Annotated in this window: 18 protein-coding genes, 1 other RNA gene and 1 pseudogene; 14 read left to right on the top strand and 6 right to left on the bottom strand. The window is 58.6% G+C overall.

The window, feature by feature from the left end; all coding sequences use genetic code 11:
* Positions 1–77: 77 nt before the first annotated feature.
* From ppsA to FEM41_RS16235, 3 genes are all read left to right on the top strand, one after another.
* Entirely contained in the window at positions 78–2,456 is a 2,379-nt protein-coding gene (gene ppsA, locus FEM41_RS16225) for a phosphoenolpyruvate synthase (RefSeq protein WP_138097238.1), read from the top strand.
* Positions 2,457–2,777: 321 nt separating this feature from the next.
* The gene (locus FEM41_RS16230) at positions 2,778–4,187 is read left to right on the top strand and encodes an MFS transporter (protein ID WP_138097239.1); all 1,410 of its coding nucleotides are present in this window, start codon (positions 2,778–2,780) and stop codon (positions 4,185–4,187) included.
* Positions 4,171–6,549: a glycoside hydrolase family 3 N-terminal domain-containing protein gene (locus tag FEM41_RS16235; RefSeq protein WP_138097240.1), complete on the top strand. Its 2,379-nt coding sequence runs from the start codon at positions 4,171–4,173 to the stop codon at positions 6,547–6,549. The genes FEM41_RS16230 and FEM41_RS16235 overlap by 17 nt, the downstream gene beginning before the upstream one ends.
* Positions 6,550–6,612: 63 nt before the next feature.
* Here FEM41_RS16235 and rprA read toward each other — a convergent pair.
* Both rprA and ydiK read right to left on the bottom strand, forming a co-directional pair.
* Positions 6,613–6,719: antisense sRNA RprA (rprA, locus tag FEM41_RS16240), an RNA gene on the bottom strand.
* Positions 6,720–6,895: 176 nt separating this feature from the next.
* Positions 6,896–8,020, bottom strand: a complete 1,125-nt coding sequence (gene ydiK, locus FEM41_RS16245) for an AI-2E family transporter YdiK (protein WP_138097241.1) — start codon at positions 8,018–8,020, stop codon at positions 6,896–6,898.
* Positions 8,021–8,222: 202 nt separating this feature from the next.
* Between ydiK and ydiJ the strand changes: the two genes are divergently transcribed.
* From ydiJ to sra, 3 genes are all read left to right on the top strand, one after another.
* Positions 8,223–11,279: a D-2-hydroxyglutarate dehydrogenase YdiJ gene (gene ydiJ, locus FEM41_RS16250; RefSeq protein ID WP_138097242.1), complete on the top strand. Its 3,057-nt coding sequence runs from the start codon at positions 8,223–8,225 to the stop codon at positions 11,277–11,279.
* Positions 11,276–11,686 (top strand): 1,4-dihydroxy-2-naphthoyl-CoA hydrolase, encoded by a 411-nt coding sequence (gene menI / locus FEM41_RS16255; protein WP_138097243.1) that lies wholly within the window; start codon positions 11,276–11,278, stop codon positions 11,684–11,686. Before ydiJ ends, menI begins: the two co-directional genes overlap by 4 nt.
* Before the next feature lie 98 nt (positions 11,687–11,784).
* Entirely contained in the window at positions 11,785–11,910 is a 126-nt protein-coding gene (gene sra / locus FEM41_RS16260; protein ID WP_138097244.1) for a stationary-phase-induced ribosome-associated protein, read from the top strand.
* A 52-nt stretch (positions 11,911–11,962) separates the two neighbouring features.
* Here the strand turns inward: sra and FEM41_RS16265 are convergent, their stop codons facing one another.
* The 3 genes from FEM41_RS16265 to FEM41_RS16275 are packed head-to-tail and all read right to left on the bottom strand — an operon-like array spanning position 11,963 to position 14,759.
* Positions 11,963–12,739, bottom strand: a complete 777-nt coding sequence (locus tag FEM41_RS16265; RefSeq protein WP_138097245.1) for an ABC transporter ATP-binding protein — start codon at positions 12,737–12,739, stop codon at positions 11,963–11,965.
* Entirely contained in the window at positions 12,736–13,755 is a 1,020-nt protein-coding gene (locus FEM41_RS16270; RefSeq protein WP_138097246.1) for a FecCD family ABC transporter permease, read from the bottom strand. The genes FEM41_RS16265 and FEM41_RS16270 overlap by 4 nt, the downstream gene beginning before the upstream one ends.
* The gene (locus FEM41_RS16275) at positions 13,752–14,759 is read right to left on the bottom strand and encodes an ABC transporter substrate-binding protein (RefSeq protein ID WP_138097247.1); all 1,008 of its coding nucleotides are present in this window, start codon (positions 14,757–14,759) and stop codon (positions 13,752–13,754) included. Before FEM41_RS16275 ends, FEM41_RS16270 begins: the two co-directional genes overlap by 4 nt.
* Positions 14,760–14,874: 115 nt before the next feature.
* Between FEM41_RS16275 and FEM41_RS16280 the strand changes: the two are divergent.
* The 8 genes and pseudogenes from FEM41_RS16280 to ldtE all read left to right on the top strand — a co-directional run.
* Positions 14,875–15,201: pseudogene (locus FEM41_RS16280) on the top strand (GTP-binding protein); the annotation flags it as partial.
* A gap of 406 nt (positions 15,202–15,607) precedes the next feature.
* Complete coding sequence (sufA, locus tag FEM41_RS16285) at positions 15,608–15,985, top strand: Fe-S cluster assembly scaffold SufA (RefSeq protein WP_138097248.1); 378 nt, start codon at positions 15,608–15,610, stop codon at positions 15,983–15,985.
* Positions 15,986–15,987: 2 nt separating this feature from the next.
* The gene (gene sufB / locus FEM41_RS16290) at positions 15,988–17,472 is read left to right on the top strand and encodes a Fe-S cluster assembly protein SufB (protein ID WP_138097249.1); all 1,485 of its coding nucleotides are present in this window, start codon (positions 15,988–15,990) and stop codon (positions 17,470–17,472) included.
* A 24-nt stretch (positions 17,473–17,496) separates the two neighbouring features.
* On the top strand, positions 17,497–18,246 hold the full coding sequence (gene sufC, locus FEM41_RS16295; RefSeq protein ID WP_138097250.1) for a Fe-S cluster assembly ATPase SufC: 750 nt from the start codon (positions 17,497–17,499) through the stop codon (positions 18,244–18,246).
* On the top strand, positions 18,218–19,498 hold the full coding sequence (gene sufD / locus FEM41_RS16300) for a Fe-S cluster assembly protein SufD (protein ID WP_138097251.1): 1,281 nt from the start codon (positions 18,218–18,220) through the stop codon (positions 19,496–19,498). The genes sufC and sufD overlap by 29 nt, the downstream gene beginning before the upstream one ends.
* A complete protein-coding gene (sufS, locus tag FEM41_RS16305) occupies positions 19,495–20,715 on the top strand; it encodes a cysteine desulfurase SufS (RefSeq protein ID WP_138097252.1) in 1,221 nt (406 codons plus the stop codon). Before sufD ends, sufS begins: the two co-directional genes overlap by 4 nt.
* A gap of 13 nt (positions 20,716–20,728) precedes the next feature.
* A complete protein-coding gene (gene sufE, locus FEM41_RS16310) occupies positions 20,729–21,157 on the top strand; it encodes a cysteine desulfuration protein SufE (protein WP_138097253.1) in 429 nt (142 codons plus the stop codon).
* Between the two features lie 97 nt (positions 21,158–21,254).
* Entirely contained in the window at positions 21,255–22,268 is a 1,014-nt protein-coding gene (ldtE, locus tag FEM41_RS16315) for a L,D-transpeptidase LdtE (protein WP_138097254.1), read from the top strand.
* Between the two features lie 239 nt (positions 22,269–22,507).
* On the opposite strand, the gene FEM41_RS16320 is transcribed toward ldtE, so the two are convergent.
* Positions 22,508–22,744, bottom strand: coding sequence for a major outer membrane lipoprotein (locus tag FEM41_RS16320; protein ID WP_002908860.1), 237 nt, complete (start codon positions 22,742–22,744; stop codon positions 22,508–22,510).
* Between the last annotated feature and the right edge of the window lie 245 nt (positions 22,745–22,989).

Raw genomic sequence — 22,989 nt, forward strand, 5'->3', positions numbered from 1 at the left:
GAGGACAAATATGCCAGGCTAAAAACCGAGTTAGACGTTTCTGGTCTCTATTCCCATTCCACAAAAGGATTGTTTCGATGTCCAATAATGGCTCGTCACCTCTGGTGCTCTGGTATAACCAACTCGGTATGAATGATGTCGACCGGGTTGGGGGAAAAAACGCCTCCCTGGGCGAAATGATTACTAATCTCTCCGGTATGGGCGTTTCCGTACCCAACGGTTTTGCCACCACCGCACAAGCCTTTAACCAGTTTCTGGACAGCCGCGGCGTGAATCAGCGTATTTACGAGCTGCTGGACAACACCAATATTGACGATGTGGATGAGCTGGCGCGCGCCGGTGCGCAGATTCGCCAGTGGATTATCGACACGCCATTCCAGCCGGAGCTGGAGCAGGCGATTCGCGAAGCTTACCAGCAGTTGTCCGCCGATGATGCACAGGCCTCTTTCGCGGTACGCTCCTCCGCCACCGCAGAAGATATGCCGGATGCCTCGTTCGCCGGTCAGCAGGAAACCTTCCTTAACGTTCAGGGCTTCGACGCCGTGCTGGTGGCGGTGAAGCACGTATTTGCCTCGCTGTTTAACGATCGCGCTATCTCTTACCGCGTTCACCAGGGCTACGATCACCGCGGCGTGGCCCTGTCTGCCGGGGTTCAGCGCATGGTACGTTCCGACCTGGCCGCCTCTGGCGTGATGTTCTCCATCGATACCGAATCCGGTTTCGATCAGGTGGTCTTTATTACCGGCGCCTGGGGGCTGGGTGAAATGGTGGTGCAGGGCGCCGTGAACCCGGATGAGTTTTACGTGCATAAGCCGACGCTGGAAGCCGGGCGACCGGCCATCGTGCGCCGGACCATGGGATCGAAAAAGATCCGCATGGTGTATGCCGATACTCAGGAACACGGCAAACAGGTTCGCATTGAAGATGTTCCGGCGGCGGATCGCGACCGTTTCTGTATCTCTCAGGAAGAGGTCGAGGCGCTGGCGAAACAGGCGGTACAGATTGAAAAACACTATGGCCGGCCGATGGATATCGAATGGGCCAAAGATGGCCATACCGGCAAGCTGTTTATCGTTCAGGCCCGCCCGGAAACCGTGCGTTCACGCGGCCAGGTGATGGAGCGTTACACGCTGCACTCCCAGGGCAAGATCATCGCCGAAGGGCGCGCTATCGGCCACCGTATTGGGGCGGGCAACGTCAAGGTCATCCAGGATATCAGCGAGATGAACCGCATCCAGCCAGGAGACGTGCTGGTCACCGATATGACCGACCCGGACTGGGAGCCTATCATGAAGAAAGCGGCGGCCATCGTGACCAACCGCGGCGGCCGTACCTGCCATGCGGCGATTATCGCCCGCGAGCTGGGGATCCCGGCGGTGGTGGGCTGCGGCGATGCGACCGAGCGCATGCAGGACGGGCAGCAGGTTACGGTCTCCTGCGCCGAAGGGGATACCGGCTACGTTTATGCCGAACTGCTGGACTTCAGCGTGAAGAGCTCCAGCGTTGAAACAATGCCGGATCTACCGCTGAAGGTGATGATGAACGTGGGCAACCCGGATCGCGCCTTTGATTTCGCCTGCCTGCCCAACGAAGGGGTCGGATTGGCGCGGCTGGAATTTATTATCAACCGGATGATCGGCGTGCATCCGCGGGCGCTGTTGGAGTTCGACCAGCAGGAGCCAGCGCTGCAGAATGAGATCCGCGAAATGATGAAGGGCTACGACTCACCGGTTGAGTTTTACGTCGGTCGTCTGACTGAAGGCATTGCCACTCTGGGTGCCGCCTTCTGGCCGAAGCGCGTGATTGTGCGGCTGTCGGACTTTAAGTCCAACGAATATGCCAACCTGGTGGGCGGCGAACGCTATGAGCCGGATGAAGAGAACCCGATGCTTGGCTTCCGCGGCGCCGGCCGCTACGTGGCGGACAGCTTCCGTGACTGTTTCGCGCTGGAGTGCGAAGCGGTGAAGCGGGTGCGTAACGAGATGGGGCTGACCAACGTCGAAATTATGGTGCCCTTCGTGCGTACCGTCGATCAGGCGCGGGCCGTGGTTGATGAGCTGGCGCGACAGGGACTGAAGCGCGGCGAGAATGGGTTGAAGGTGATCATGATGTGCGAGATCCCTTCCAACGCGCTGCTGGCGGAGCAGTTCCTGGAACACTTCGACGGCTTCTCTATCGGCTCGAACGATATGACGCAGCTGGCGCTGGGGCTGGATCGCGACTCCGGCGTGGTTTCCGAACTGTTCGATGAGCGTAACGAGGCGGTGAAGGCGCTGCTCTCCATGGCGATTCGCGCGGCGAAGAAACAGGGGAAATATGTGGGTATTTGCGGGCAGGGACCATCGGATCATGAAGATTTCGCCGCCTGGCTGATGGAAGAGGGCATCGACAGCCTCTCCCTGAACCCCGATACCGTGGTGCAGACCTGGCTGAGTCTGGCTGAGCTTAAGTCGTAATAAACCGCTTTAGCCAACCAAAAGGCTCCTCTTCGAGGAGCTTTTTTTATGTCTGGTATTCGCGAACCGAAAGCAGACCTCTTTTCGGCTTTGAGGTGGTGCCTGGCGGTGAGGCGATATATTAAAGATATTCGCATTTTCGTTATTTTGCGCACCATCACAATTACGCGCTAAAAATAAAAAACATAATCCGGCTGTCAATTTTGGCAATTGTTGGCTGGTGGGGGATTCACAATACTGAAGGTCGTTTAGTGGGCGGCGGGCAGAATATCTGAGCGGTACGTCGCAACGTTTTGGCTGATGGAATAAGGCGCAAAATCGATGACGACCGTTTCAGTATTAACCACCCGGGACAAGATTGGCTATGGCCTGGGAGATATGGCCAGCGCGCTGGTCTGGCAGACGGCCACGCTGTTTCTGGCTTATTTTTACACCGATGTTTTTGGTCTTTCCGCCGCGGTGATGGGCACCATGTTTCTGGTGGTACGGGCGCTGGATGCCTGCCTGGACCCCTGTATCGGCGCGATGGTGGATCGCACCCGAACCCGTTACGGACGCTTTCGTCCCTGGCTGCTGTGGTTTGCCATTCCGTTCGGGGTGAGCTGTATGATCACCTTCTACGTGCCCGATCTCGGCACAACCGGGAAAACCCTTTACGCCTGCGCCACCTACGCGCTGTTAAGTGTGGTCTATTCTGCCATTAATGTCCCTTACTGCGCCATGCCCGGCGCCCTGACGCTGGATCCGCGCGAGCGTCATTCACTTCAATCCTGGCGCTTTGCGTTATCGTTTGTCGGCGGACTGGTCGTCACCGTGATTGCGTTGCCGCTGGTGGCCTGGCTGGGGCAGGGCAATGCGCAAAAGGGTTACTTCTTCGCCATGGGGCTGATGGGGCTGCTGGGGGTTGCGCTCTTTTTCTGCTGCTTTGCCATGACCCGGGAACGCTATTCTCCGCGCAACGACTCCAGTGGTTCGATATGGGGCGATATCAAACTGCTGGTGGCTAATTCGCAGTGGCGGATCGTTTTTGTGTTTAATATTTTGCTGCTGACCGCGGTGGTGACCCGCGGCTCTGCCACGCTCTACTACGTAAAATATGTTTTACTGCGTCCGGAGCTGGTGTTTGCCTTTATTGTTTCGGGAATGGTGGCCTCGATGCTGGGGGCGCTACTCTCAGAGAGGCTGCTCGGTAGATTTGATCGGGTGCGCTCCTATCAGTGGACGATTTTATGTTTTGTGGCGATCGGCGGCTCCATCTTCTTTTTACCCCCGACGGCGCTGTGGCTTATTTTCGCCCTGAATCTCATCTTCAGTTTTATTCAGAATCTTACCACGCCGCTGCAGTGGAGCATGTTCTCCGATGTGGTCGACTACGAAGAGCAGCGTACCGGCCGTCGGCTGGACGGGCTGGTCTTCTCCAGCGCGCTGTTCGCCATCAAAATGGGGCTGGCGCTGGGCGGTGCGGTAGTGGGATGGGTACTGGGGATGGTGGATTATCTGCCCAATACCCTGCAGCAAACGCCTCTGGTGCTGACCACCATTAATGGACTCTTCACGCTGATTCCTGCCGCGCTGTTTTTATCCATGGCGCTTCTGCTCTGTTTCTACCAGCTCAACAGTCGTCGGGTGGCCGATATCGCCGATCTGCTGGCTGCCCGACGTCAGACGGACGCAGAGACAGCGTCACCTCTACCCGTAACCCAGGAGCTAACGCATGACCGCAATCTATAAGGATCCCGCTCGCCCTGTCGCTGAACGCGTCGCCGATCTGCTGGCGCGTATGACGGCGGAGGAGAAATTCGCTCAGATGCACGCCTTCTGGCTGATTTTGTCGCCGGACGGTCAGCACCGTGAACGTACCGATTTGAGCGATACCTTCGCCGGCGTCAGCGAACAGGCGGCATTACAGGAACGTCTGAAGCTGGGCGTCGGGCAGATAACCCGGCCACTGGGAACCCATATCGTTAGCCCCAGGGATGGGGTCCGCGCCGCCAACCGGCTCCAGAAAACCCTGGTGGAGGAGACCCGGCTTGGTATCCCGGCAATGTTTCACGAAGAGTGCCTGGTGGGGCTGCTGTGCAAGGAGGCGACCCTGTTTCCTTCGCCGCTGAATTACGCTTCAAGCTGGGACCCGTCGCTGGTGGAAGCCGTGGCCGCCGCAATCGGCGCCGAAGCCCGCGCCGTGGGCTGCCACCAGGGGCTGGCGCCGGTGCTGGATGTCTCCCGTGATGTGCGCTGGGGCCGTACCGAGGAGACCTTCGGTGAGGATCCCTGGCTGGTGGGCGTGATGGCGACCCGCTATGTCCAGGGCTTACAGGGACCGGATCGCTCCCTGCTGGCGACCCTGAAGCATTATGTCGGCCACTCGTTTAGTGAAGGGGCCCGCAATCATGCTCCGGTACACATTGGCTTTCGCGAGCTGAATGATACCTTCCTGTTGCCTTTTGAGATGGCGGTGAAACTGGCGAATGCCGGATCGGTGATGCCAGCCTATCACGATATCGATAATCAACCCGCTCACTCGGATGCTTTTCTTCTGACGGAAGTACTGCGTGAACGCTGGGGATTTGATGGACTGATCGTCGCGGATTACGGCGGCGTCAGTCTGCTCCATCAGCACCATGGCGTGTCGGCGGGGCCGGCTGAGTCCGCCGCGCTGGCCTGGAATGCCGGACTGGATATCGAACTGCCGAAGGATGACTGTGCGCGGCATCTGGGCGAAGCGCTGGAGTACGGGCTGATAAGCCAGGAAAAGGTGGATCAGATAGTGGCCCGTATTCTGACCGAAAAGTTCCGGCTGGGGCTGTTCGAACAGCCTTATGTCGACGAGAACGCCATTGCACTGCAGTCGGACGAGAGCCGTCGCCTGGCGCGGGAGGTGGCGACCCGCTCGATGACGCTGCTGGAAAATAACGGCATTCTGCCGCTGCGCAACAGGCCCCGGATAGCGGTGATTGGACCGACGGCTGACGATCCGCTGGCTTTGCTTAGCGGCTACAGCTTTCCGGTGCATCTGATTATCAGTGACTGGCTGGATCAGGCGCCCCAGGTGACCACACCGCTGCAGGCGCTGCGTGAAACGCTGGGGGAAGCCCAGGTCAGCTATGCCAAAGGCTGCCATATTATTGAGCAGCGCATGGCAGGAGCGCCGGTATTTCCAGGTGAAAGCGCCGACAAACCCCAGCAGCAGTCGCCGGTCTCCCTGGATACCTCGTTAATTCCGCAGGCCGTGACGCTGGCGAAAAGCAGTGATGTGGTGGTGCTGTGCGTCGGCGATCTGGCCGGACTGTTCCAGAGCGGTACGGTTGGTGAAGGGTCGGATACCGACAGCCTGGCGCTGCCCGGCGTTCAGCAGCAGCTACTGGAAGCGTTGGTCGGGAGCGGTACCCCGGTGGTGGTGGTGATGACCGGCGGGCGGCCTTACCATCTGAACGGCTATGAAGGCCGGGTTGCCGCACTGTTGATGGCCTGGGCGCCGGGCCAGGAGGGGGGCTATGCCATTGCCGATGTACTGACCGGCGCGGCGGAGCCGCAGGGGCGGCTGGTGGTGTCGGCGCCGAAGAGCGCTGGCGCTATGCCTTACTACTACAACCACAAGCTAAAGAGCGGCGGTACGCCGCTGGCATTTCACTTCGGCGCCCGTTATCCCTTTGGTTATGGTAAAAGCTGGACCACCTTCGACTACGGCGAACTGACCCTGGCCGCTGAACGGGTGGCGAATGACGAGGCGAGCGAGATAGTCGCTCAGTTGACGGTACGCAACAGCGGTAGCGTCGCCGGCAGCGAAGTGGTGCAGCTTTACGTGCGTGATGAACTGGCGTCGCTGGCGCGTCCGGTCATGGAGCTTAAGGCGTTCGGGCGGGTGCATCTGGCCCCTGACGAACAAGCGGTGCTACGTTTTACCATCCCCGTAGATATGCTCAGCTTTACCGGGCAGGACGGTGAACGGGTGGTGGAGCCGGGAACCTTTGAGATCATGGTCGGCGCCTCCAGCGGCGATATTCGCCAGCGCGTCAGAGTACATCTGGAGGGTGATATACGCCATCCCGCCAGTCGCTGGCGGATGCTCAGTCGGTGTGAGGTGCTCGCTTAACGGTTAAGGAATGTTGTGGTGTGCGCGGTGACGGCGGACCGCGCCACCATCGTGTGTATTCGGGTAAAAAAAAGCCCACCGTAAGAGATGGGCAAAGACTACACACAGCAATTCGTTGTTTCACTCAGGGGATTTCCATGCTTATAAATCAATGCGTTGATCTATAATATGCGGCTAATAGTAGGCAGTGCCTGGGATGGCGTCGATCGGATTCCTCTCAATCGTTAATCAATTTGAAGAAATCCGGGTTCGCATTAGATAAATCTGATGGTAATTGATTAAATTGTGCGCGTATTAGATAAGATATTCTAACCAATAGGCGGGTTTTCCCCGCCTTTTCCTAAGGTTACTGAGCGGCAGACGGCTCTTCTTGTTCTGGCTCTTCCAGAATCTCCACCACCTTGTCGGGATCCTCATCAGGCAGTGGCGCTTCGCTGACCCAGACTGAGTACACTCGCCAGGAAACTGCCAGCACCACCGGACCGATAAACAGGCCGATCATGCCGAAGGCGATCATGCCGCCGATAACCCCGGAGAGAATCAGCACCATTGGCAGGTCGGCGCCCATACGTATCAGGACCGGACGCAGCACGTTGTCCAGGGTGCCCACCACGCAGCTCCACACCAGCAATACGGTGCCCCAGGTGGTATCGCCGCTCCAGTAGAGCCAGATAATGGCTGGTATCAGCACCGGCAGCGGACCCAACTGAATCAGGCACGAGAGGATCATCACAACCGCCAGCAGGGTGGCGTAGGGAATGCCGGAGACCGCCAGACCAACGCCGCCCAGCACCCCCTGGACCAGCGCGGTAACCACCACGCCCAGCGCGACGGCACGAACGGCCTGGGCCGCCAGAATCACCGCCGCATCGCCGCGTCGCGCCGCCAGCCGGCAGGCAAAGTGGCGCAAACCGTAAGCCACCTGTTCGCCGCGCCAGTAAAGCAGTACGCTAAATAGCAGCATCAGGCCGCAGTGCATCAGGAAGCGACCGATATGGGCCGCCTGGCCAATAAACCAGGTGGTGGTGGTGCCAATATAGGGACGGACCTTGTCCATGATGGCATGGCCGCCGCTTTCCACCAGGGTATTCCAGCTGGTATAGAGCTTATCGCCCGCCATCGGAATAGATTTCAGCCACTCCAGGGTTGGCAGCGTCATATGGCCACTCGTCGCCCAGTACACCAGCGGGCCGCTGCTTTCCACTACGCTATTGACCAGCAGAGCGAAGGGCAGCACAAAGACCAGAATCAAAATCAGCATCATGACCAGAACGGCCAGCGAGCGCCGTCCCCACAGCAGTTTCTGGAGCTTAATCAGCAGCGGCCAGGTGGCGATAACCACCGTACCAGCCCAGGCAAAGCCCAGAATAAAGGGCTGCACAATCCACAGACAGGCGACGATCATCACCATTAAAAACAGTACGGACAGCAGGATCTGAGGCACATCCACGGGCCGTCGATTCATAACCATAAACGAGTATCCTTTCTTCACCCGGGCAGCGGGCACTGTAATAAAAGAGCGGTTAACATAATGATGATGTATTTCAGCCAGTTTGCACAGTCTCATTATCCTGTCAGGCGGCAGCGCGGATGGAAAAAATGTGATACAACCTAGGGCTGCGGCTGCGCAAACATAACTCACAACACTCAATGTACAGACAGGGTCACCACTAATGATCCCAGAGATTTCTCAGGCACCGGGCCTCGTGCAACTGGTGCTCAGCTTTTTGCAGGAACTGGAACAACAGGGCTATACCGGCGATACCACCACCAGCTATGCCGACAGGTTGACGATGGCCACCGACAATAGCGTTTACCAGCTAATGCCGGATGCGGTGCTGTTTCCTCGCTCGACCGCCGATGTGGCGCTGATTGCCCGCCTGGCGGACGATAGCCGCTTTAAGAGTCTGATATTTACTCCGCGCGGCGGAGGAACCGGCACCAACGGTCAGTCCCTGAACCGCGGCATCATTGTCGATATGTCGCGCTATATGAACCGCATTATCGAGATTAATCCCGAGCAGGGCTGGGTGCGGGTCGAAGCCGGGGTCATTAAGGATCAGCTTAATCAGTACCTGAAGCCCTTTGGCTACTTTTTCTCACCGGAGCTTTCCACCAGTAACCGCGCTACCCTGGGAGGCATGATTAACACCGATGCTTCCGGGCAGGGCTCGCTGGTTTATGGTAAAACCTCCGATCACGTTTTGGGCGTGCGTGCGATACTGCTGGGGGGCGAAATTCTCGACACCCGGTCTATGCCCACGGCGCTGGCGGAAGAGCTTGGGCACGATGAGACCCGAACCGGGCGCATTTATCGTACCGTGCTGGAACGCTGCCGCAGCCAGCGCCAACTGATCCTCGACAAATTCCCGCCCCTTAACCGTTTCCTGACCGGTTACGATCTGCGTCATGTGTTCAATGACGATCTGACCCGCGTCGATCTGACCCGGATTCTGACCGGCTCCGAGGGCACCCTGGCCTTTATCACCGAAGCGAAGCTGGATATCACACCGCTGCCTAAAGTGCGCCGTCTGGTGAACGTCAAGTATGACTCCTTCGACTCAGCGTTGCGTAACGCCCCCTTTATGGTCGAGGCAAAGGCGCTGTCGGTGGAGACCGTGGATTCGAAGGTGCTGAATCTGGCGCGTCAGGATATCGTCTGGCACTCGGTGAGCGCGCTGATTACCGACGTGCCGGATAAAACCCTGCTGGGCCTGAATATCGTCGAATTTGCCGGTGATGATGAGGCCCAGATCGACCGCCAGGTTGAGCAACTGTGTCAACGGCTCGACGCGCTGATGGCGGCGGGGGAAGGCGGAGTGATCGGCTGGCAGTTGTGCTGCGATCTTGCCGATATCGAACGTATCTACGCCATGCGTAAGAAGGCGGTCGGCCTGTTGGGTAATGCGCCGGGGCAGGCCAAGCCTATCCCTTTCGCGGAAGATACCTGCGTGCCGCCGGAAAATCTGGCGGACTATATTGTTGAATTTCGCGCACTGCTCGACAGTCATGGCCTGAGCTATGGAATGTTTGGTCACGTAGATGCCGGGGTGCTGCACGTACGCCCGGCGCTGGATATGTGCGATCCCCAGCAGGAGTTGCTGATGAAGCACCTTTCCGATGAGGTGGTCGCGTTGACCTCCCGCTATGGCGGTCTGCTGTGGGGCGAACATGGCAAAGGCTTTAGGGCCGAATACAGCCCGGATTTCTTCGGCGAAACCCTGTATGAAGAGCTGCGCCGTATCAAGGCCGCCTTCGACCCGGATAACCGGTTGAACCCCGGTAAAATCTGCCCGCCGCTTGGGGTGGACGAGCCGATGATGAAGGTGGACGCGGTAAAACGCGGCACCTGGGATCGCCAGATCCCGCTGGCGGTACGCACCTCCTGGCGCGGCGCGCTGGAGTGTAACGGCAACGGCCTGTGCTTTAACTTTGATGCGAAGAGCCCGATGTGCCCTTCGATGAAAATCACCCGCCAGCGCATTCATTCTCCGAAAGGGCGCGCTACCCTGGTGCGGGAGTGGCTACGTCTGCTGGCCGAGCGCGGCGTCGATCCGCTGGCGCTGGAAAAAGAGCTGCCGGGCAAGCGCGCCACGCTGCGTAGCCTGATCGAGCGCACCCGTAACACCTGGCATGCAAAGAAGGGCGAGTATGATTTTTCGCACGAGGTAAAAACGGCGATGTCGGGCTGCCTGGCCTGTAAAGCCTGCTCCACTCAGTGTCCGATCAAAATCGACGTTCCGGAATTTCGCTCCCGTTTCCTGCAACTTTATCACACCCGTTACCTGAGGCCGGTGCGTGACCACCTGGTGGCGACGGTGGAAAGCTATGCGCCGCTTATGGCGCGGGCGCCGCGTACCTTTAACTTCTTTATGGGCCAGCCCTGGGTGCGCAATCTGGCGCGTCACCGCATTGGTATGGTGGATCTGCCTGCGCTATCGGTGCCTTCTCTGCAGCAGCAACTGGTGGGACATCGCTCGGCGGGAATGACCCTGGAGCAGTTGGAAAAACTCAGCGTAGAGGAGCGCAGCCGTACGCTGCTGATAGTCCAGGATCCCTTCACCAGCTACTATGATGCCCGGGTGGTGGCGGATCTGGTGCGCCTGGCGGAAAAACTGGGCTGGCAGCCGGTGGTGTTGCCGTTTTCACCTAACGGTAAGGCGCAACATATTAAGGGCTTCCTGCAGCGCTTTGCCCGTACCGCCCGTAAGACCGCCGATTTTCTTAATCGTATCGCGCAACTCGGCATGCCGATGGTGGGGGTCGATCCGGCGCTGGTGCTCTGCTATCGCGACGAGTATCGTCAGACTCTGGGGGAAGAGCGCGGCGACTTTCAGGTCCTGCTGGTGCATGAATGGTTGACCGCAGCGCTGAAGACCCGAGAGGCACTGGCGCCCTGCGGTGAATCCTGGTATCTGTTCGGCCACTGTACCGAATCGACGGCGCTACCCGGCGCGGCGGCGCAGTGGGGGGCCATTTTCCGCCAGATGGGGGCGCAGCTCGAAAGCGTCAGCGTGGGTTGCTGCGGCATGGCGGGTACCTACGGTCATGAAACCAGCAACCTGGCGAATTCGCTGGGGATTTATGAACTTTCATGGCATCAGGCGCTGCAAAAGTTACCGCGTAACCGCTGCCTGGCGACCGGCTATTCCTGTCGCAGCCAGGTTAAACGCGTGGAGGGCAGCGGCATTCGGCATCCGTTGCAGGCTCTGTTGGAGATAATGGGATGATTTGGCGACGCGAAGCCTCGCTGGAGGCGCTGAACGCGATGGGGAATGGCAACATGGTGGGGCTGCTCGGCATCCGCTTTGTTCACCTTGGCGATGAGGTGCTCGAGGCCACCATGCCGGTGGATGAGCGCACGCGTCAGCCGTTCGGTCTGCTGCACGGCGGCGCCTCGGTGGTGCTGGCGGAAACCCTGGGGTCGGTGGCCGGCTGGCTTTGTACTGAGGGTGAGCAGAAGGTGGTGGGGCTGGAGGTTAACGCCAACCATCTGCGGGCGGTACGGGAAGGTCTGGTGCGCGGCAGCTGTCGGGCGCTACATCTGGGGCGGCGTCATCAGGTGTGGCAGATAGAGATCGCCGATGAGGCCGGGCGCCTGTGCTGTAGCGCGCGCCTGACTACGGCACTGGTCTGAATTCTGGTCACAAAATCGCCGGAGGTGGTTGCTAATGTTGCCTGGATGTTGCACACTCGAGTGGCTTTTTTCAGATCAACCACGCAGGAGAATGATGAATGAAAACCAATCGTCAGGCCCGTAAGTTACTGAAAATGGACCACTGGACCTCGAACAAGTACAAAGTCCGCGTCGGCGAGGATGGCACCGAAAGTGTCGCCCGTAAGGCAGGCGGCAGAAAATAAGCCTCCAAACCTTAGCCTGAGCCCGCCATTCGGCGGGCTTTTTGTTGGGCGGCTATCCGGTCTGTGGCTGGGATGGCAGAAAATGAATCATCATGCCGTCGGATGGGCGGTGCTCCACCCGGGCCTCCACCTGCCAGGCACGGGCAATGTTGCCGGGCGTCAGCACCCGCTCGGGTTCTCCCTGCGCAGTTACGGCGCCGTGATTCAGCAATACCAGATGCTGGCAGTAGCGGGCAGCCAGGTTGAGATCGTGCAGGGCGATAATCACCGTGATCGGCAGTTCCTGAATCAACTGCATCAGCGCCAGCTGGTGGCGGATATCAAGGTGATTGGTCGGTTCATCCAGTAATAACAGCTGCGGCTTTTGCGCCAGCGCCCGGGCAATCTGGCAGCGCTGACGTTCGCCGCCGGATAGCTGACGCCACGGACGATAGGCCAACGCCTGTAGCTGCGTCATTCGAATAGCCCGTTCCACAGCTTCACTATCCTCACGGCGCCAGGCGGAAAACGCGCCGCGATGCGGCGTGCGGCCCAGGCGGACGATCTGTTCGACTCGCAGGTCGGGATCGGCGCTGGCGTGCTGGGGAACAAAGGCCAGCCGACGGGCGAGGGCACGGTGCGGGAACGCAGCCATCGGGGTCGCGCCCAGGGTAATGCATGGCGGGTGCGTGGGTATCAGCCCGGCCAGGCAGCGTAGCAGGGTCGACTTCCCGGAGCCGTTTGGCCCCAGCAGGCCGACAGTCTGGCCCGGCGCGGCGCTAAATGCCACATCGCGCAGAATGGCACGGCCTTTCAGCGTTACGCTCAGACGTTCGACACAGAGTCTCATTGGGGCTTCTCCCGGGTGCGGTACAGGATGATGGCGAAGGCCGGCGCGCCGATCAGGGCGGTGACCACGCCGACGGGCAGCACCTGGTGGGCGATCAGGCTACGTGATGCCAGATCGGCCAGAATCATAAAGTGGCTGCCCATCAGAAAAACGATGGGGATGAGCGTCAGGTGGCTGGTACGGGTCAGCATTCTGGCCACGTGGGGAATAACCAGCCCTACGAAACCCACGGCGCCGATAGCGCTGACGATCGTGGCGGTCACCAGCGCGGTGACCAGTAGCAGCACGACCCGTAGCCGGATCACCGGAATGCCGAGCGTGGCGGCTACCTCTTCGCCGAAGGCAAAGGCGTCCAGCGAGCGGGCATAGCACAGGGCGATGACCAGACCTGCCGCTGCGGCTGCCAGCCCCAGTAGCGCTTCCGGCCAGCGAACCCCGCTCAGGCTACCCATTAGCCAGAACATGACGCCGCGTGACTGCTCGGCATTGGCGGAGGTGCTGACCACCCAGGCCGTCAGCGCGTTAAATAGCTGGGTTCCCGCCACGCCCGCCAGAATGATGCGCGTGGCGTCATCGCGCAGGCCTCCCGCCAACAGCATAATCAGCCCGAAGGCGCAGCAGGCGCCGAGAAAGGCGCCACCACTGACGCCGAGCAGCCCGCCGCCCACGCCCAGCAGCATAATACATACCGCGCCGGTGGAGGCGCCCGCCGAAATCCCCAGTAGCCACGGCTCCGCAAGGGGATTGCGTAGCAGGGTTTGCAGTATCAGGCCACATAGCGCCAGGCCGCCGCCGCTACAGGCCGCCATCAGCGCGCGGCTCATGCGGTACTGCCAGACGATCCCTTCATCGATGGGCGACAAGCGGTAGTGGCCGATGCCCAGGCCGTTGGCGATGGCCCGCACGACGTCAGCGGGAGCGATCGGCATATCGCCGCTGGCCGCGGTGACCACCATCATTAGCGGAAGGTTGAGGGCGCCGCTCAGAATCAGCAGGGCGTTACGATTTTTCATCATGGGAGCTGTTTACCGATCTGTTCCACGGCATCGACGTTACGCAATGAAGGGTTCAGCGACATGGCGGGAACCACGATGATACGGCCCTGTTTCACTGCCGGTATCTCCCGGGTGACCGGATCCTTGTTCAGAAAGGCGATTTTTGCCGCGGCGTTATCGGCAGGATAGAGTCGACGTTCCATACTGGCGATAACAATAATATCGGGCCGGGAACGGGCAATATGTTCCCAGGTGACCGCCGGCCACTCCTCCCGGGAATCGATAATATTTTGCAGGCCCAGGGTGCGGCTGATCCAGCCCGGCGCGCCATCGCCGCCCGCGACCCAGGGATCGCCGTTCAGGCGGGGGCTGGAAAACCAGTACACTACCTTAAGAGGGGCGGAGCCGGGGCGCGCTGCCTGCTGGCGGGCATGCCCAATACGTTGCTTAAGCTGGTGTCGCAGCGCCTGGCCCCGTTCGGTAACGTTAAAAATGCGCGCCAGTTCGTCGATCTCGCGGTTAATGCTCTCCAGGGTAAAGGGGGTAGTGCGGGCGCCGTCGCCGTTAGAGTCGGCGGTGACGGCTTTACCGACACAGTCGGCCGGCGCTACCCAGGTGTGGATACCCAGCGCTTCGAAGCGTTCCCGGGTCGCGACTTCGCCACGGGGGCCGAGGTGCCAGCTGTACTGCGCCAGCACCAGATCGGGGCGTTGGGCGGCGACAGCTTCGAATCCTGGCGCGTTATCCGCCAGTCGCTTCAGTCCCTGGCCTGCAGGTGCCAGCGGCGGAGGCAGGCGGCCAAACCAGACCGCAGTACCGACAATGCTCTTGCCTAACCCCAGCGCCAGCAGCAGCTCGGTTTCGTGTTGCCCTAGCGTAACCACCCGTTGCGGCGACTGGTGGAAGGTCTGCGAACGGCCGCAGTTTTCCACCGTCAGTGGATAGTGTGTCGCGTGGCTTTGCGCATAAACGCTGCCCGCAAGGCAGAGCAGTGCGGGCAGTAATCGCAGTGATTTTCTGAACATGGGTATCCCTTATCCCCTGAAAACGGGGGCTGGAAAATTAATTTGCTGATGTTATAACATAACAAAACCAGCGAAGAATAGACCTTCACTTTTAATGACATAAGGGGTTGCCACCATGTCAGAGCCGTTCACCAGACGCCGTGAGGCGAAAAAACTCCCTGTTACCGTACTGTCGGGATTTCTCGGCGCGGGTAAGGCCACGCTGCTTAACCATATCCTCAACAACCGCGAACAGCTGCGCGTGGCGCTGATCGTGAACGATATGTCGGAAGTGAATATCGATGCCGGACTGGTCAGGGGCGGCGAAGCGGCGCTGTCGCGCACCGACGAAAAGCTGGTAGAGATGAGCAACGGCTGTATCTGCTGCACGCTACGCGAAGATCTGCTGCTGGAGGTTAACCGGCTGGCCAGAGAAGGGCGTTTTGATTATTTGTTGATTGAATAACGATGATGAGATGGTCATGGGGCCGGAAGCCTGGCGCCGGTTCAGCGATCCCTTTGACCCCTGGTTTGCCGAAACGCTCTGATATTCCCCCCTCAGACGCCGCTTCATCTTTCCGGCGTCTGTATTTCCCTCTGCCGCTATCAGATAAATAGGCATTGCCTATGCACCTTTAACACTGATTGCTAAAGCCTTTTGCGCATTGTGACTGATTCTATAGATATCAATTATATAGAACGCAGGTCGTGATGACGGCAAGCGTGGTTGCAGGGTCTATCCTTATAAAAAACCCCCGTAAAAGCTCTCCAGCGGTGAATGCCCCTGCGGAGCTTGGGTTGAAGTGAGAATCGTTATCACTACCATAGTGCTATCGGCCCATTAATGGGGCCAAAAGTGAGGTGAAGCTATGGAACTGCATGCAGGAACATTTGAACCCGGCGACTTTGCCTGGCAGGGGCTGACGCTAACGTCAGCGGCCGCGGAGCAGATTCGCCAGTTAACTCAACGGGAGCCGGGCATACTCGGCCTGCGGTTGGGGGTGAAAAAGAGCGGCTGTGCGGGTTTTGGCTACGTGCTGGATACCGTGAGCGAGCCCCAGGCTGACGATCTCCTGTATCAGCGCGACGGCGCCCGGCTGTACGTATCGACCCAGGCGATGCCGTTTATCGACGGTACCGAAGTGGATTATGTGCACGAAGGTTTAAACCAGGTCTTTAAATTTCATAACCCGAAAGCGCAGAACGAATGCGGCTGCGGCGAAAGCTTTGGGGTTCAGGCGGAATAGTTATGTCCAGAGATACCACAGAAGACAATGTACAAACCTGGAGCGGAAGCCTGAACTATAAAGAGGGCTTCTTCACACAGCTACAGACCGATGAACTGGCGAAAGGCATTAATGAAGAGGTGGTGCGCGCCATTTCAGCGCGTCGCAACGAGCCCGACTGGATGCTGGAGTTTCGTCTTAGTGCCTTCCACGCCTGGCAGAAAATGGAAGAGCCGCACTGGCTGAAGGCGCACTACGACAAGCTCAACTATCAGGATTACAGCTATTACTCGGCGCCTTCCTGCGGCAACTGCGACGATAACTGCGCATCGCAGCCGGGCGCCGTGCAGCAGACCGGCCAGGAGAGCGCCTTTCTGACCAAAGAGGTGGAAGAGGCCTTTAACCAGTTGGGCGTACCGGTGCGGGAAGGGAGAGAGGTGGCGGTGGACGCGATCTTCGACTCGGTCTCTGTCGCCACCACCTACCGCGACAAGCTGGCGAGTCTGGGCATTATTTTCTGCTCTTTTGGCGAAGCGATTCACGAATACCCGGATCTGGTGAAGAAGTACCTCGGTACCGTGGTGCCGGGCAACGATAACTTTTTCGCCGCGCTGAACGCTGCGGTGGCATCGGACGGCACCTTTATCTATGTCCCGAAAGGGGTGCGCTGCCCGATGGAGCTTTCCACCTACTTCCGTATTAACGCCGAAAAAACCGGTCAGTTCGAACGCACCATTCTGGTGGCAGACGAAGGTAGCTACGTCAGCTATATCGAAGGCTGCTCGGCACCGGTACGCGACAGCTACCAGCTCCATGCCGCGGTGGTCGAGGTCATCATCCACAGGGATGCCGAAGTGAAATACTCCACGGTGCAGAACTGGTTCCCTGGCGACAGCAATAACGGTGGGATTCTGAACTTCGTCACCAAACGTGCGCTGTGCGAAGGGGAAAACAGCAAAATGTCCTGGACCCAGTCTGAAACCGGATCAGCCATTACCTGGAAATACCCGAGCTGTATTTTGCGTGGCGATAACTCCATCGGCGAGTTTTTCTCGGTGGCGCTGACCAGCGGCCGTCAGCAGGCGGATACCGGCACCAAAATGATTCATATCGGTAAAAACACCCGCTCCACCATTATTTCGAAGGGCATTTCCGCAGGCCAGAGCCAGAACAGCTATCGCGGACTGGTGAAGATAATGCCGACCGCCACTAACGCCCGCAACTTCACCCAGTGCGATTCGATGCTGATTGGCGAAGAGTGCGGCGCCCACACCTTCCCGTATGTGGAGTGCCGCAACAACAGCGCCCAGTTGGAACATGAAGCCACCACCTCGCGCATTGGCGAAGATCAGCTGTTCTACTGCCTGCAGCGAGGTATCAGCGAAGACGATGCGATTTCGATGATCGTCAACGGATTCTGTAAGGACGTTTTCTCGGAGCTGCCGCTGGAATTCGCGGTAGAGGCCCAGAAGCTGCTGGCCATCAGCCTTGAGCACAGCGTCGGGTAACCGCAGTTTTATAAAGGAAACACTATGTTAAGTATTAAAGATTTGCACGTAAGCGCGGAAGATAACCCGATTCTGCGGGGCCTGAATCTGGAGGTCAAGCCGGGGGAGGTGCACGCCATTATGGGGCCGAACGGCTCCGGCAAAAGCACCCTGTCGGCGACCCTGGCAGGCCGCGAGGATTACGAGGTGACCGGCGGCGAAGTGCTGTTTAAGGGCAAGGATCTGCTCGCACTCGATCCCGAAGAGCGGGCGGGGGAAGGGATCTTTATGGCCTTCCAGTACCCGGTGGAGATTCCGGGCGTCAGTAACCAGTTTTTCCTGCAGACGGCACTGAACGCGGTGCGTGAATACCGGGGGCAGGAGCCGCTCGACCGCTTCGATTTTCAGGATCTGATGGAAGAGAAAATTGCGCTTTTAAAGATGCCGGAAGATCTGCTGACCCGTTCGGTTAACGTCGGTTTTTCCGGCGGTGAGAAGAAGCGTAACGATATCCTGCAAATGGCGGTGCTGGCGCCTTCGCTATGCATCCTCGATGAATCCGACTCCGGGCTGGATATCGATGCCCTGAAAATTGTGGCGGATGGGGTGAATTCCCTGCGTGACGGTCAGCGTTCATTTGTGATCGTGACCCACTACCAGCGCATTCTGGACTACATCAAACCTGACCACGTACACGTGCTATATCAGGGGCGCATCGTGAAATCCGGCGACTTTACCCTGGTGAAACAGCTGGAGGAGCAGGGCTATGGCTGGCTTACCGAACAACAGCAGTAACGCGCTACAGCAGTGGCACCATCTGTTCGAAAATTCGCAGACCCGCAGTCCGGAAGCCGGGCAGCATATGCAGCAACTGTTGCGCCTGGGGCTGCCGACCCGTAAGCACGAAAACTGGAAGTACACCTTTACGCCGCTGGAAAAACTGCTGGCCCACCGTTTCGTGCTGCCGCAGGGCGAATTCCTGACGGAGCAGCAGCGAGATGCACTGGCGTTGAACATCGATGCCATCAGGCTGGTCTTTGTCGACGGGCGTTACTGCGAGGCGCTGAGCGACGAACTGAGCGGCAGCGGCTATGAGATTACGGTGAACGATCGGCGTCAGGGATTACCGGTGGCGGTTCAGCCGGAGATTTTCCTGCACCTGACCGAAAGCCTGGCAGGCGAGGTGACCCATATCCGGGTTCCCCGCAATACGCGGCCGGAACGGCCTCTGGTGCTGATGCATATCAGCCGCGGTCTGGACGGCGATGAGATGAACACGGCGCACTATCGTCACCACCTGACCCTGGAACAGGGGGCGCAGGCGCAGGTGATCGAACATTACGTTAGCGCCGATGACCGGCCCCACTTTACCGGCGGGCGTCTGACCATACAGGTGGCCCCGGCGGCCAGTCTGCGCCACGCTAAACTGGCCTTCGAAAACCCACAGAGCTACCACTTCGCTCACAACGATCTGTGGCTGGATCGCGATGCCAGCGCGACCAGCACCAGTTTCCTGCTGGGGAGCGGCCTGGTGCGCCATCACACCAGTACCCGGCTGGAAGGCGAAAATATTACTCTGCGTCTTAACAGTCTGGCGATGCCGGTTGGTAGCGAAGTGTGCGACAGCCGCACCTGGCTTGAGCACAACCAGGGCTGGTGCAACAGTCGTCAGTTGCATAAAACCATCGTCAGCGACCGGGGCAGAGCGGTATTTAACGGTCTGATAAACGTGGCGCCCCATGCCGTTAAGACCGACGGCCAGATGACCAATAACAACCTGCTGCTGGGCAGGCTGGCGGAGGTAGACACCAAACCGCAGCTGGAAATTTATGCCGACGATGTGAAGTGCAGCCACGGCGCCACCGTGGGCCGCATCGACGACGAACAGCTGTTTTACCTGCGCTCGCGCGGTATTCACCGCCAGGCTGCCCGGCAGATGATTATTCACGCTTTTGCCGCAGAGCTGACGGAAGCCATCGACGATGAAGCGCTTAAGCGCCAGGTTCTGGCCCGGATCGACCAGCGTCTGGCGGGGGGGCAGTCATGAGTTTCTCAATCGAACAGGTGCGAGCGGATTTCCCGATCCTGACGCGTGAGGTCAACGGCCAGCCGCTGGCCTATCTGGACAGCGCCGCCAGCGCCCAGAAGCCGCTGGCGGTGATAGAAGCCGAGGCGGATCTCTATCGCCACGGTTATGCGGCGGTACATCGCGGTATCCATACCCTAAGCGCTGAGGCGACGGAGCGTATGGAAAACGTACGCGCCGGGGTGGCGCAATTTATCAACGCCCGTTCGGCGGAAGAGATCGTCTTCGTGCGCGGTACCACCGAAGGCATTAACCTGGTGGCAAGCAGCTGGGGCAACCAGGCGGTAGCAGCGGGGGATAATCTGATTATCAGCGCCATGGAGCACCACGCCAATATCGTCCCCTGGCAGATGCTGTGCGAACGGGTCGGCGCCGAGCTGCGGGTGATTCCGCTGAATCAGGATGGCACCCTGCAGCGGGAACGCCTGGCGAGTCTTATCGACGATCGTACCCGTCTGCTGGCGATGACCCAGGTGTCGAACGTGCTGGGGACCGAAAACCCGGTGCGGGAGATGATAGCCGAAGCCCGGGCGGCCGGTGTGAAAGTGCTGGTGGACGGTGCCCAGGCGGTGATGCACCATGCGGTGGACGTGCAGGCGCTGGACTGCGATTTTTATGTTTTCTCCGGTCATAAGATCTACGGTCCTACCGGTATCGGCGTGCTCTATGCCCGGCAGGATATTCTGCAGGCGATGCCGCCCTGGGAAGGGGGCGGATCGATGATCGCCACCGTCAGCCTGAGCGAGGGCACGACCTATACGGGAGCCCCCTGGCGTTTCGAGGCCGGTACGCCCAACACCGCAGGGATTATCGGGCTGGGGGCGGCGCTGGATTATGTCTCGCGTGTGGGTCTGGACGAAATCGAACAGTACGAAACCACGCTGATGCGCTATGCGTTACGGGAATTGCAGGCCGTGCCGGACCTGACGCTCTACGGGCCTGGGGATCGACGCGGGGTCATTGCCTTTAATCTGGGGCAGCATCACGCCTATGATGTTGGCAGCTTCCTGGATAACTACGGGATTGCGGTACGTACCGGTCACCACTGCGCCATGCCGCTGATGGAGTTTTACCAGGTTCCGGCCATGTGCCGTGCCTCTCTCGCCATGTACAATACCGAAGAGGAAGTGGACAGGCTGGTGGCCGGTCTGATTCGCATCCACCGTCTTTTGGGTTAACAGGGAGGCCAAGATGGCTGCTATGCCGGACAAAGATAAGCTGCTGCGAAACTTCAGCCGCTGTGCCAACTGGGAAGAGAAGTATCTCTATATCATCGAACTGGGTCAGCGTCTGGCGCCGCTCAGTGACGAGGCCCATAACCCCGGTAACATTATCCAGGGCTGTCAGAGCCAGGTATGGATTGTGATGGATCAAACGCCGGATGGCGTTATCCAGCTACGGGGCGACAGCGATGCGGCTATCGTTAAGGGATTGATAGCCGTGGTGTTTATTCTCTATCACCAGATGACGGCGCGCGATATCGTTGAGTTCGATGTGCGCCCCTGGTTCGAGAAGATGAATCTGGCCCAACACCTGACCCCGTCGCGCTCCCAGGGACTGGAAGCAATGATTCGTGCAATTCGCGCGAAAGCCGCCGCGTTGGCCCCGACTCTCAACTAAACTTTCAGATAACAGCTTTCATTCTGTGGATGCGGGGAAGGGGTCCCTTCCCCGCGCTTTTTCTGCATTCCGGCACGTTGCCGGTGAGGTGTTCAGTATGAAACGCGCGTTATCTCTCTCCATTACTGGGGTGCTGTGCGCACTGGCGCTCGCCCCGCTTGCTGTTCACGCCGTCGACTATCCGCTGCCGCCTCCCGGCAGCCGACTGATCGGCCATAATCAACGCTACATCATGCCCGACAACGGGAAGAACCTGGAGTACGTGGCGGATAAATTTGGTACCGGTATTCTGCTGTTGCTGGAGGCGAACAATAAAGTCGACCCGTTGCTGCCGAAGGCGGGTAGCGAAATCACCATCCCATCGCAAATGCTGCTTCCGGACACCCCCCGTGAAGGGATTGTGATCAACCTGGCGGAACTTAGGCTTTATTACTATCCGCCAGGGCAGAATAAAGTAGAGGTTTATCCTATTGGCATCGGCCAGCTTGGCCGTGAAACCCCTGAAATGGTAACCCGCATAAGTCAGAAAATCCCTAATCCCAGCTGGACGCCGACAGCCAATATTCGGGCGCGTTCAGAGGCCCAGGGAATAAAACTACCGGCGGTGGTTCCAGCGGGGCCAAATAATCCGCTGGGCCGCTACGCATTACGCCTTGAGAAAGGCGGTGGGGAATATTTAATTCACGGGACTAACGTACGGCGTAGCGTCGGTCAGCGGGTAAGCTCCGGCTGTATCCGCCTGCGTTCCGAGGATATCAAAGCTCTATTTTCGAAGGCGGCCTGGGGGACCCGGGTTCAGATTATTAATCAACCGGTGAAATATTCCGTTGAGCTGGATGGCCGACGCTATGTGGAAGTACACCAGCCGCTGTCGACCAACGACTGGGATAACCCACAAACGGCGCCAATCGCCATTAGCGCCAGCTTCGGGCGCTTTATTGATGACGGACGCAGCGATCGCGGCGCAGTAGATAACGCCATGACCCGGCGTGCTGGCTATCCGGTAGAGGTGTCGGGCACTGCATCGCCCGCGCCTTCGAAGGCGCCGATTCAGAGCGCGCACAACGCCCCCGAAACCCGGAGCGAAGGACTACTGTCCGGGGTTCAGTAATGGGCTGTTACCGGATGTAACCTTAGCGCTTTTTGGGGCAGTGTAATGCGATAGCGACACAGGGCCTCTGTGCGGCACGCTACGCAACGTAGCCAGAGTAGTGTGGGTTCTTGGGTTAAAAGAAACCAGAATGCTGACAGAGCGCGTTTGAGGGGCAAGGGGGCAATGTAAAAGCAAAAGGCAGGAGAGCAGGCAAAAAAAATGGCGCACACTGTGCGCCATTTTTATTACAGGTACTCTTACTTACGGTAAGAGTGAGCCTGGTTGTCCAGACGCTGGTTAGCGCGAGCTGCGTCGTCTTTAGCAGCCTGAACGTCAGAACGCATTGCGTTCACGTCGTTGCTCAGCTGGTCAACTTTAGCGTTCAGAGTCTGAACGTCAGAAGACAGCTGATCGATTTTAGCGTTGCTGGAGCAACCAGCCAGCAGAGTAGAACCCAGGATTACCGCGCCCAGTACCAGTTTAGTACGATTCATTATTAATACCCTCTAGATTGAGTTAATCTCCATGTAGCGTTACAAGTATTACACAAAGTTTTTTCGCTTGAGAATATTTTTTTTATGCTAATACGCTTAAATTTGATCGTTCGCTCAAAGAAGCAGCGAATTGCCGCAAATTGCTAAAAAGTCTGAGTTAAAAACGGGGAATTTCATCGGATTCATCTTAAGTTTAGTCTGGCTTAAATAGTAAAAGCCGATTTGATTTTTTATTGATAGCGACT

It is taken from the genome of Jejubacter calystegiae (assembly GCF_005671395.1).
Lineage (GTDB): Bacteria > Pseudomonadota > Gammaproteobacteria > Enterobacterales > Enterobacteriaceae > Jejubacter > Jejubacter calystegiae.

Coding starts and splice junctions, on each gene's coding strand:
- ppsA (WP_138097238.1), top strand. CDS start 78: ATGTCCAATAATGGCTCGTCACCTCTGGTGCTCTGGTATAACCAACTC.
- FEM41_RS16230 (WP_138097239.1), top strand. CDS start 2,778: ATGACGACCGTTTCAGTATTAACCACCCGGGACAAGATTGGCTATGGC.
- FEM41_RS16235 (WP_138097240.1), top strand. CDS start 4,171: ATGACCGCAATCTATAAGGATCCCGCTCGCCCTGTCGCTGAACGCGTC.
- ydiK (WP_138097241.1), bottom strand. CDS start 8,020: ATGGTTATGAATCGACGGCCCGTGGATGTGCCTCAGATCCTGCTGTCC.
- ydiJ (WP_138097242.1), top strand. CDS start 8,223: ATGATCCCAGAGATTTCTCAGGCACCGGGCCTCGTGCAACTGGTGCTC.
- menI (WP_138097243.1), top strand. CDS start 11,276: ATGATTTGGCGACGCGAAGCCTCGCTGGAGGCGCTGAACGCGATGGGG.
- sra (WP_138097244.1), top strand. CDS start 11,785: ATGAAAACCAATCGTCAGGCCCGTAAGTTACTGAAAATGGACCACTGG.
- FEM41_RS16265 (WP_138097245.1), bottom strand. CDS start 12,739: ATGAGACTCTGTGTCGAACGTCTGAGCGTAACGCTGAAAGGCCGTGCC.
- FEM41_RS16270 (WP_138097246.1), bottom strand. CDS start 13,755: ATGATGAAAAATCGTAACGCCCTGCTGATTCTGAGCGGCGCCCTCAAC.
- FEM41_RS16275 (WP_138097247.1), bottom strand. CDS start 14,759: ATGTTCAGAAAATCACTGCGATTACTGCCCGCACTGCTCTGCCTTGCG.
- sufA (WP_138097248.1), top strand. CDS start 15,608: ATGGAACTGCATGCAGGAACATTTGAACCCGGCGACTTTGCCTGGCAG.
- sufB (WP_138097249.1), top strand. CDS start 15,988: ATGTCCAGAGATACCACAGAAGACAATGTACAAACCTGGAGCGGAAGC.
- sufC (WP_138097250.1), top strand. CDS start 17,497: ATGTTAAGTATTAAAGATTTGCACGTAAGCGCGGAAGATAACCCGATT.
- sufD (WP_138097251.1), top strand. CDS start 18,218: ATGGCTGGCTTACCGAACAACAGCAGTAACGCGCTACAGCAGTGGCAC.
- sufS (WP_138097252.1), top strand. CDS start 19,495: ATGAGTTTCTCAATCGAACAGGTGCGAGCGGATTTCCCGATCCTGACG.
- sufE (WP_138097253.1), top strand. CDS start 20,729: ATGGCTGCTATGCCGGACAAAGATAAGCTGCTGCGAAACTTCAGCCGC.
- ldtE (WP_138097254.1), top strand. CDS start 21,255: ATGAAACGCGCGTTATCTCTCTCCATTACTGGGGTGCTGTGCGCACTG.
- FEM41_RS16320 (WP_002908860.1), bottom strand. CDS start 22,744: ATGAATCGTACTAAACTGGTACTGGGCGCGGTAATCCTGGGTTCTACT.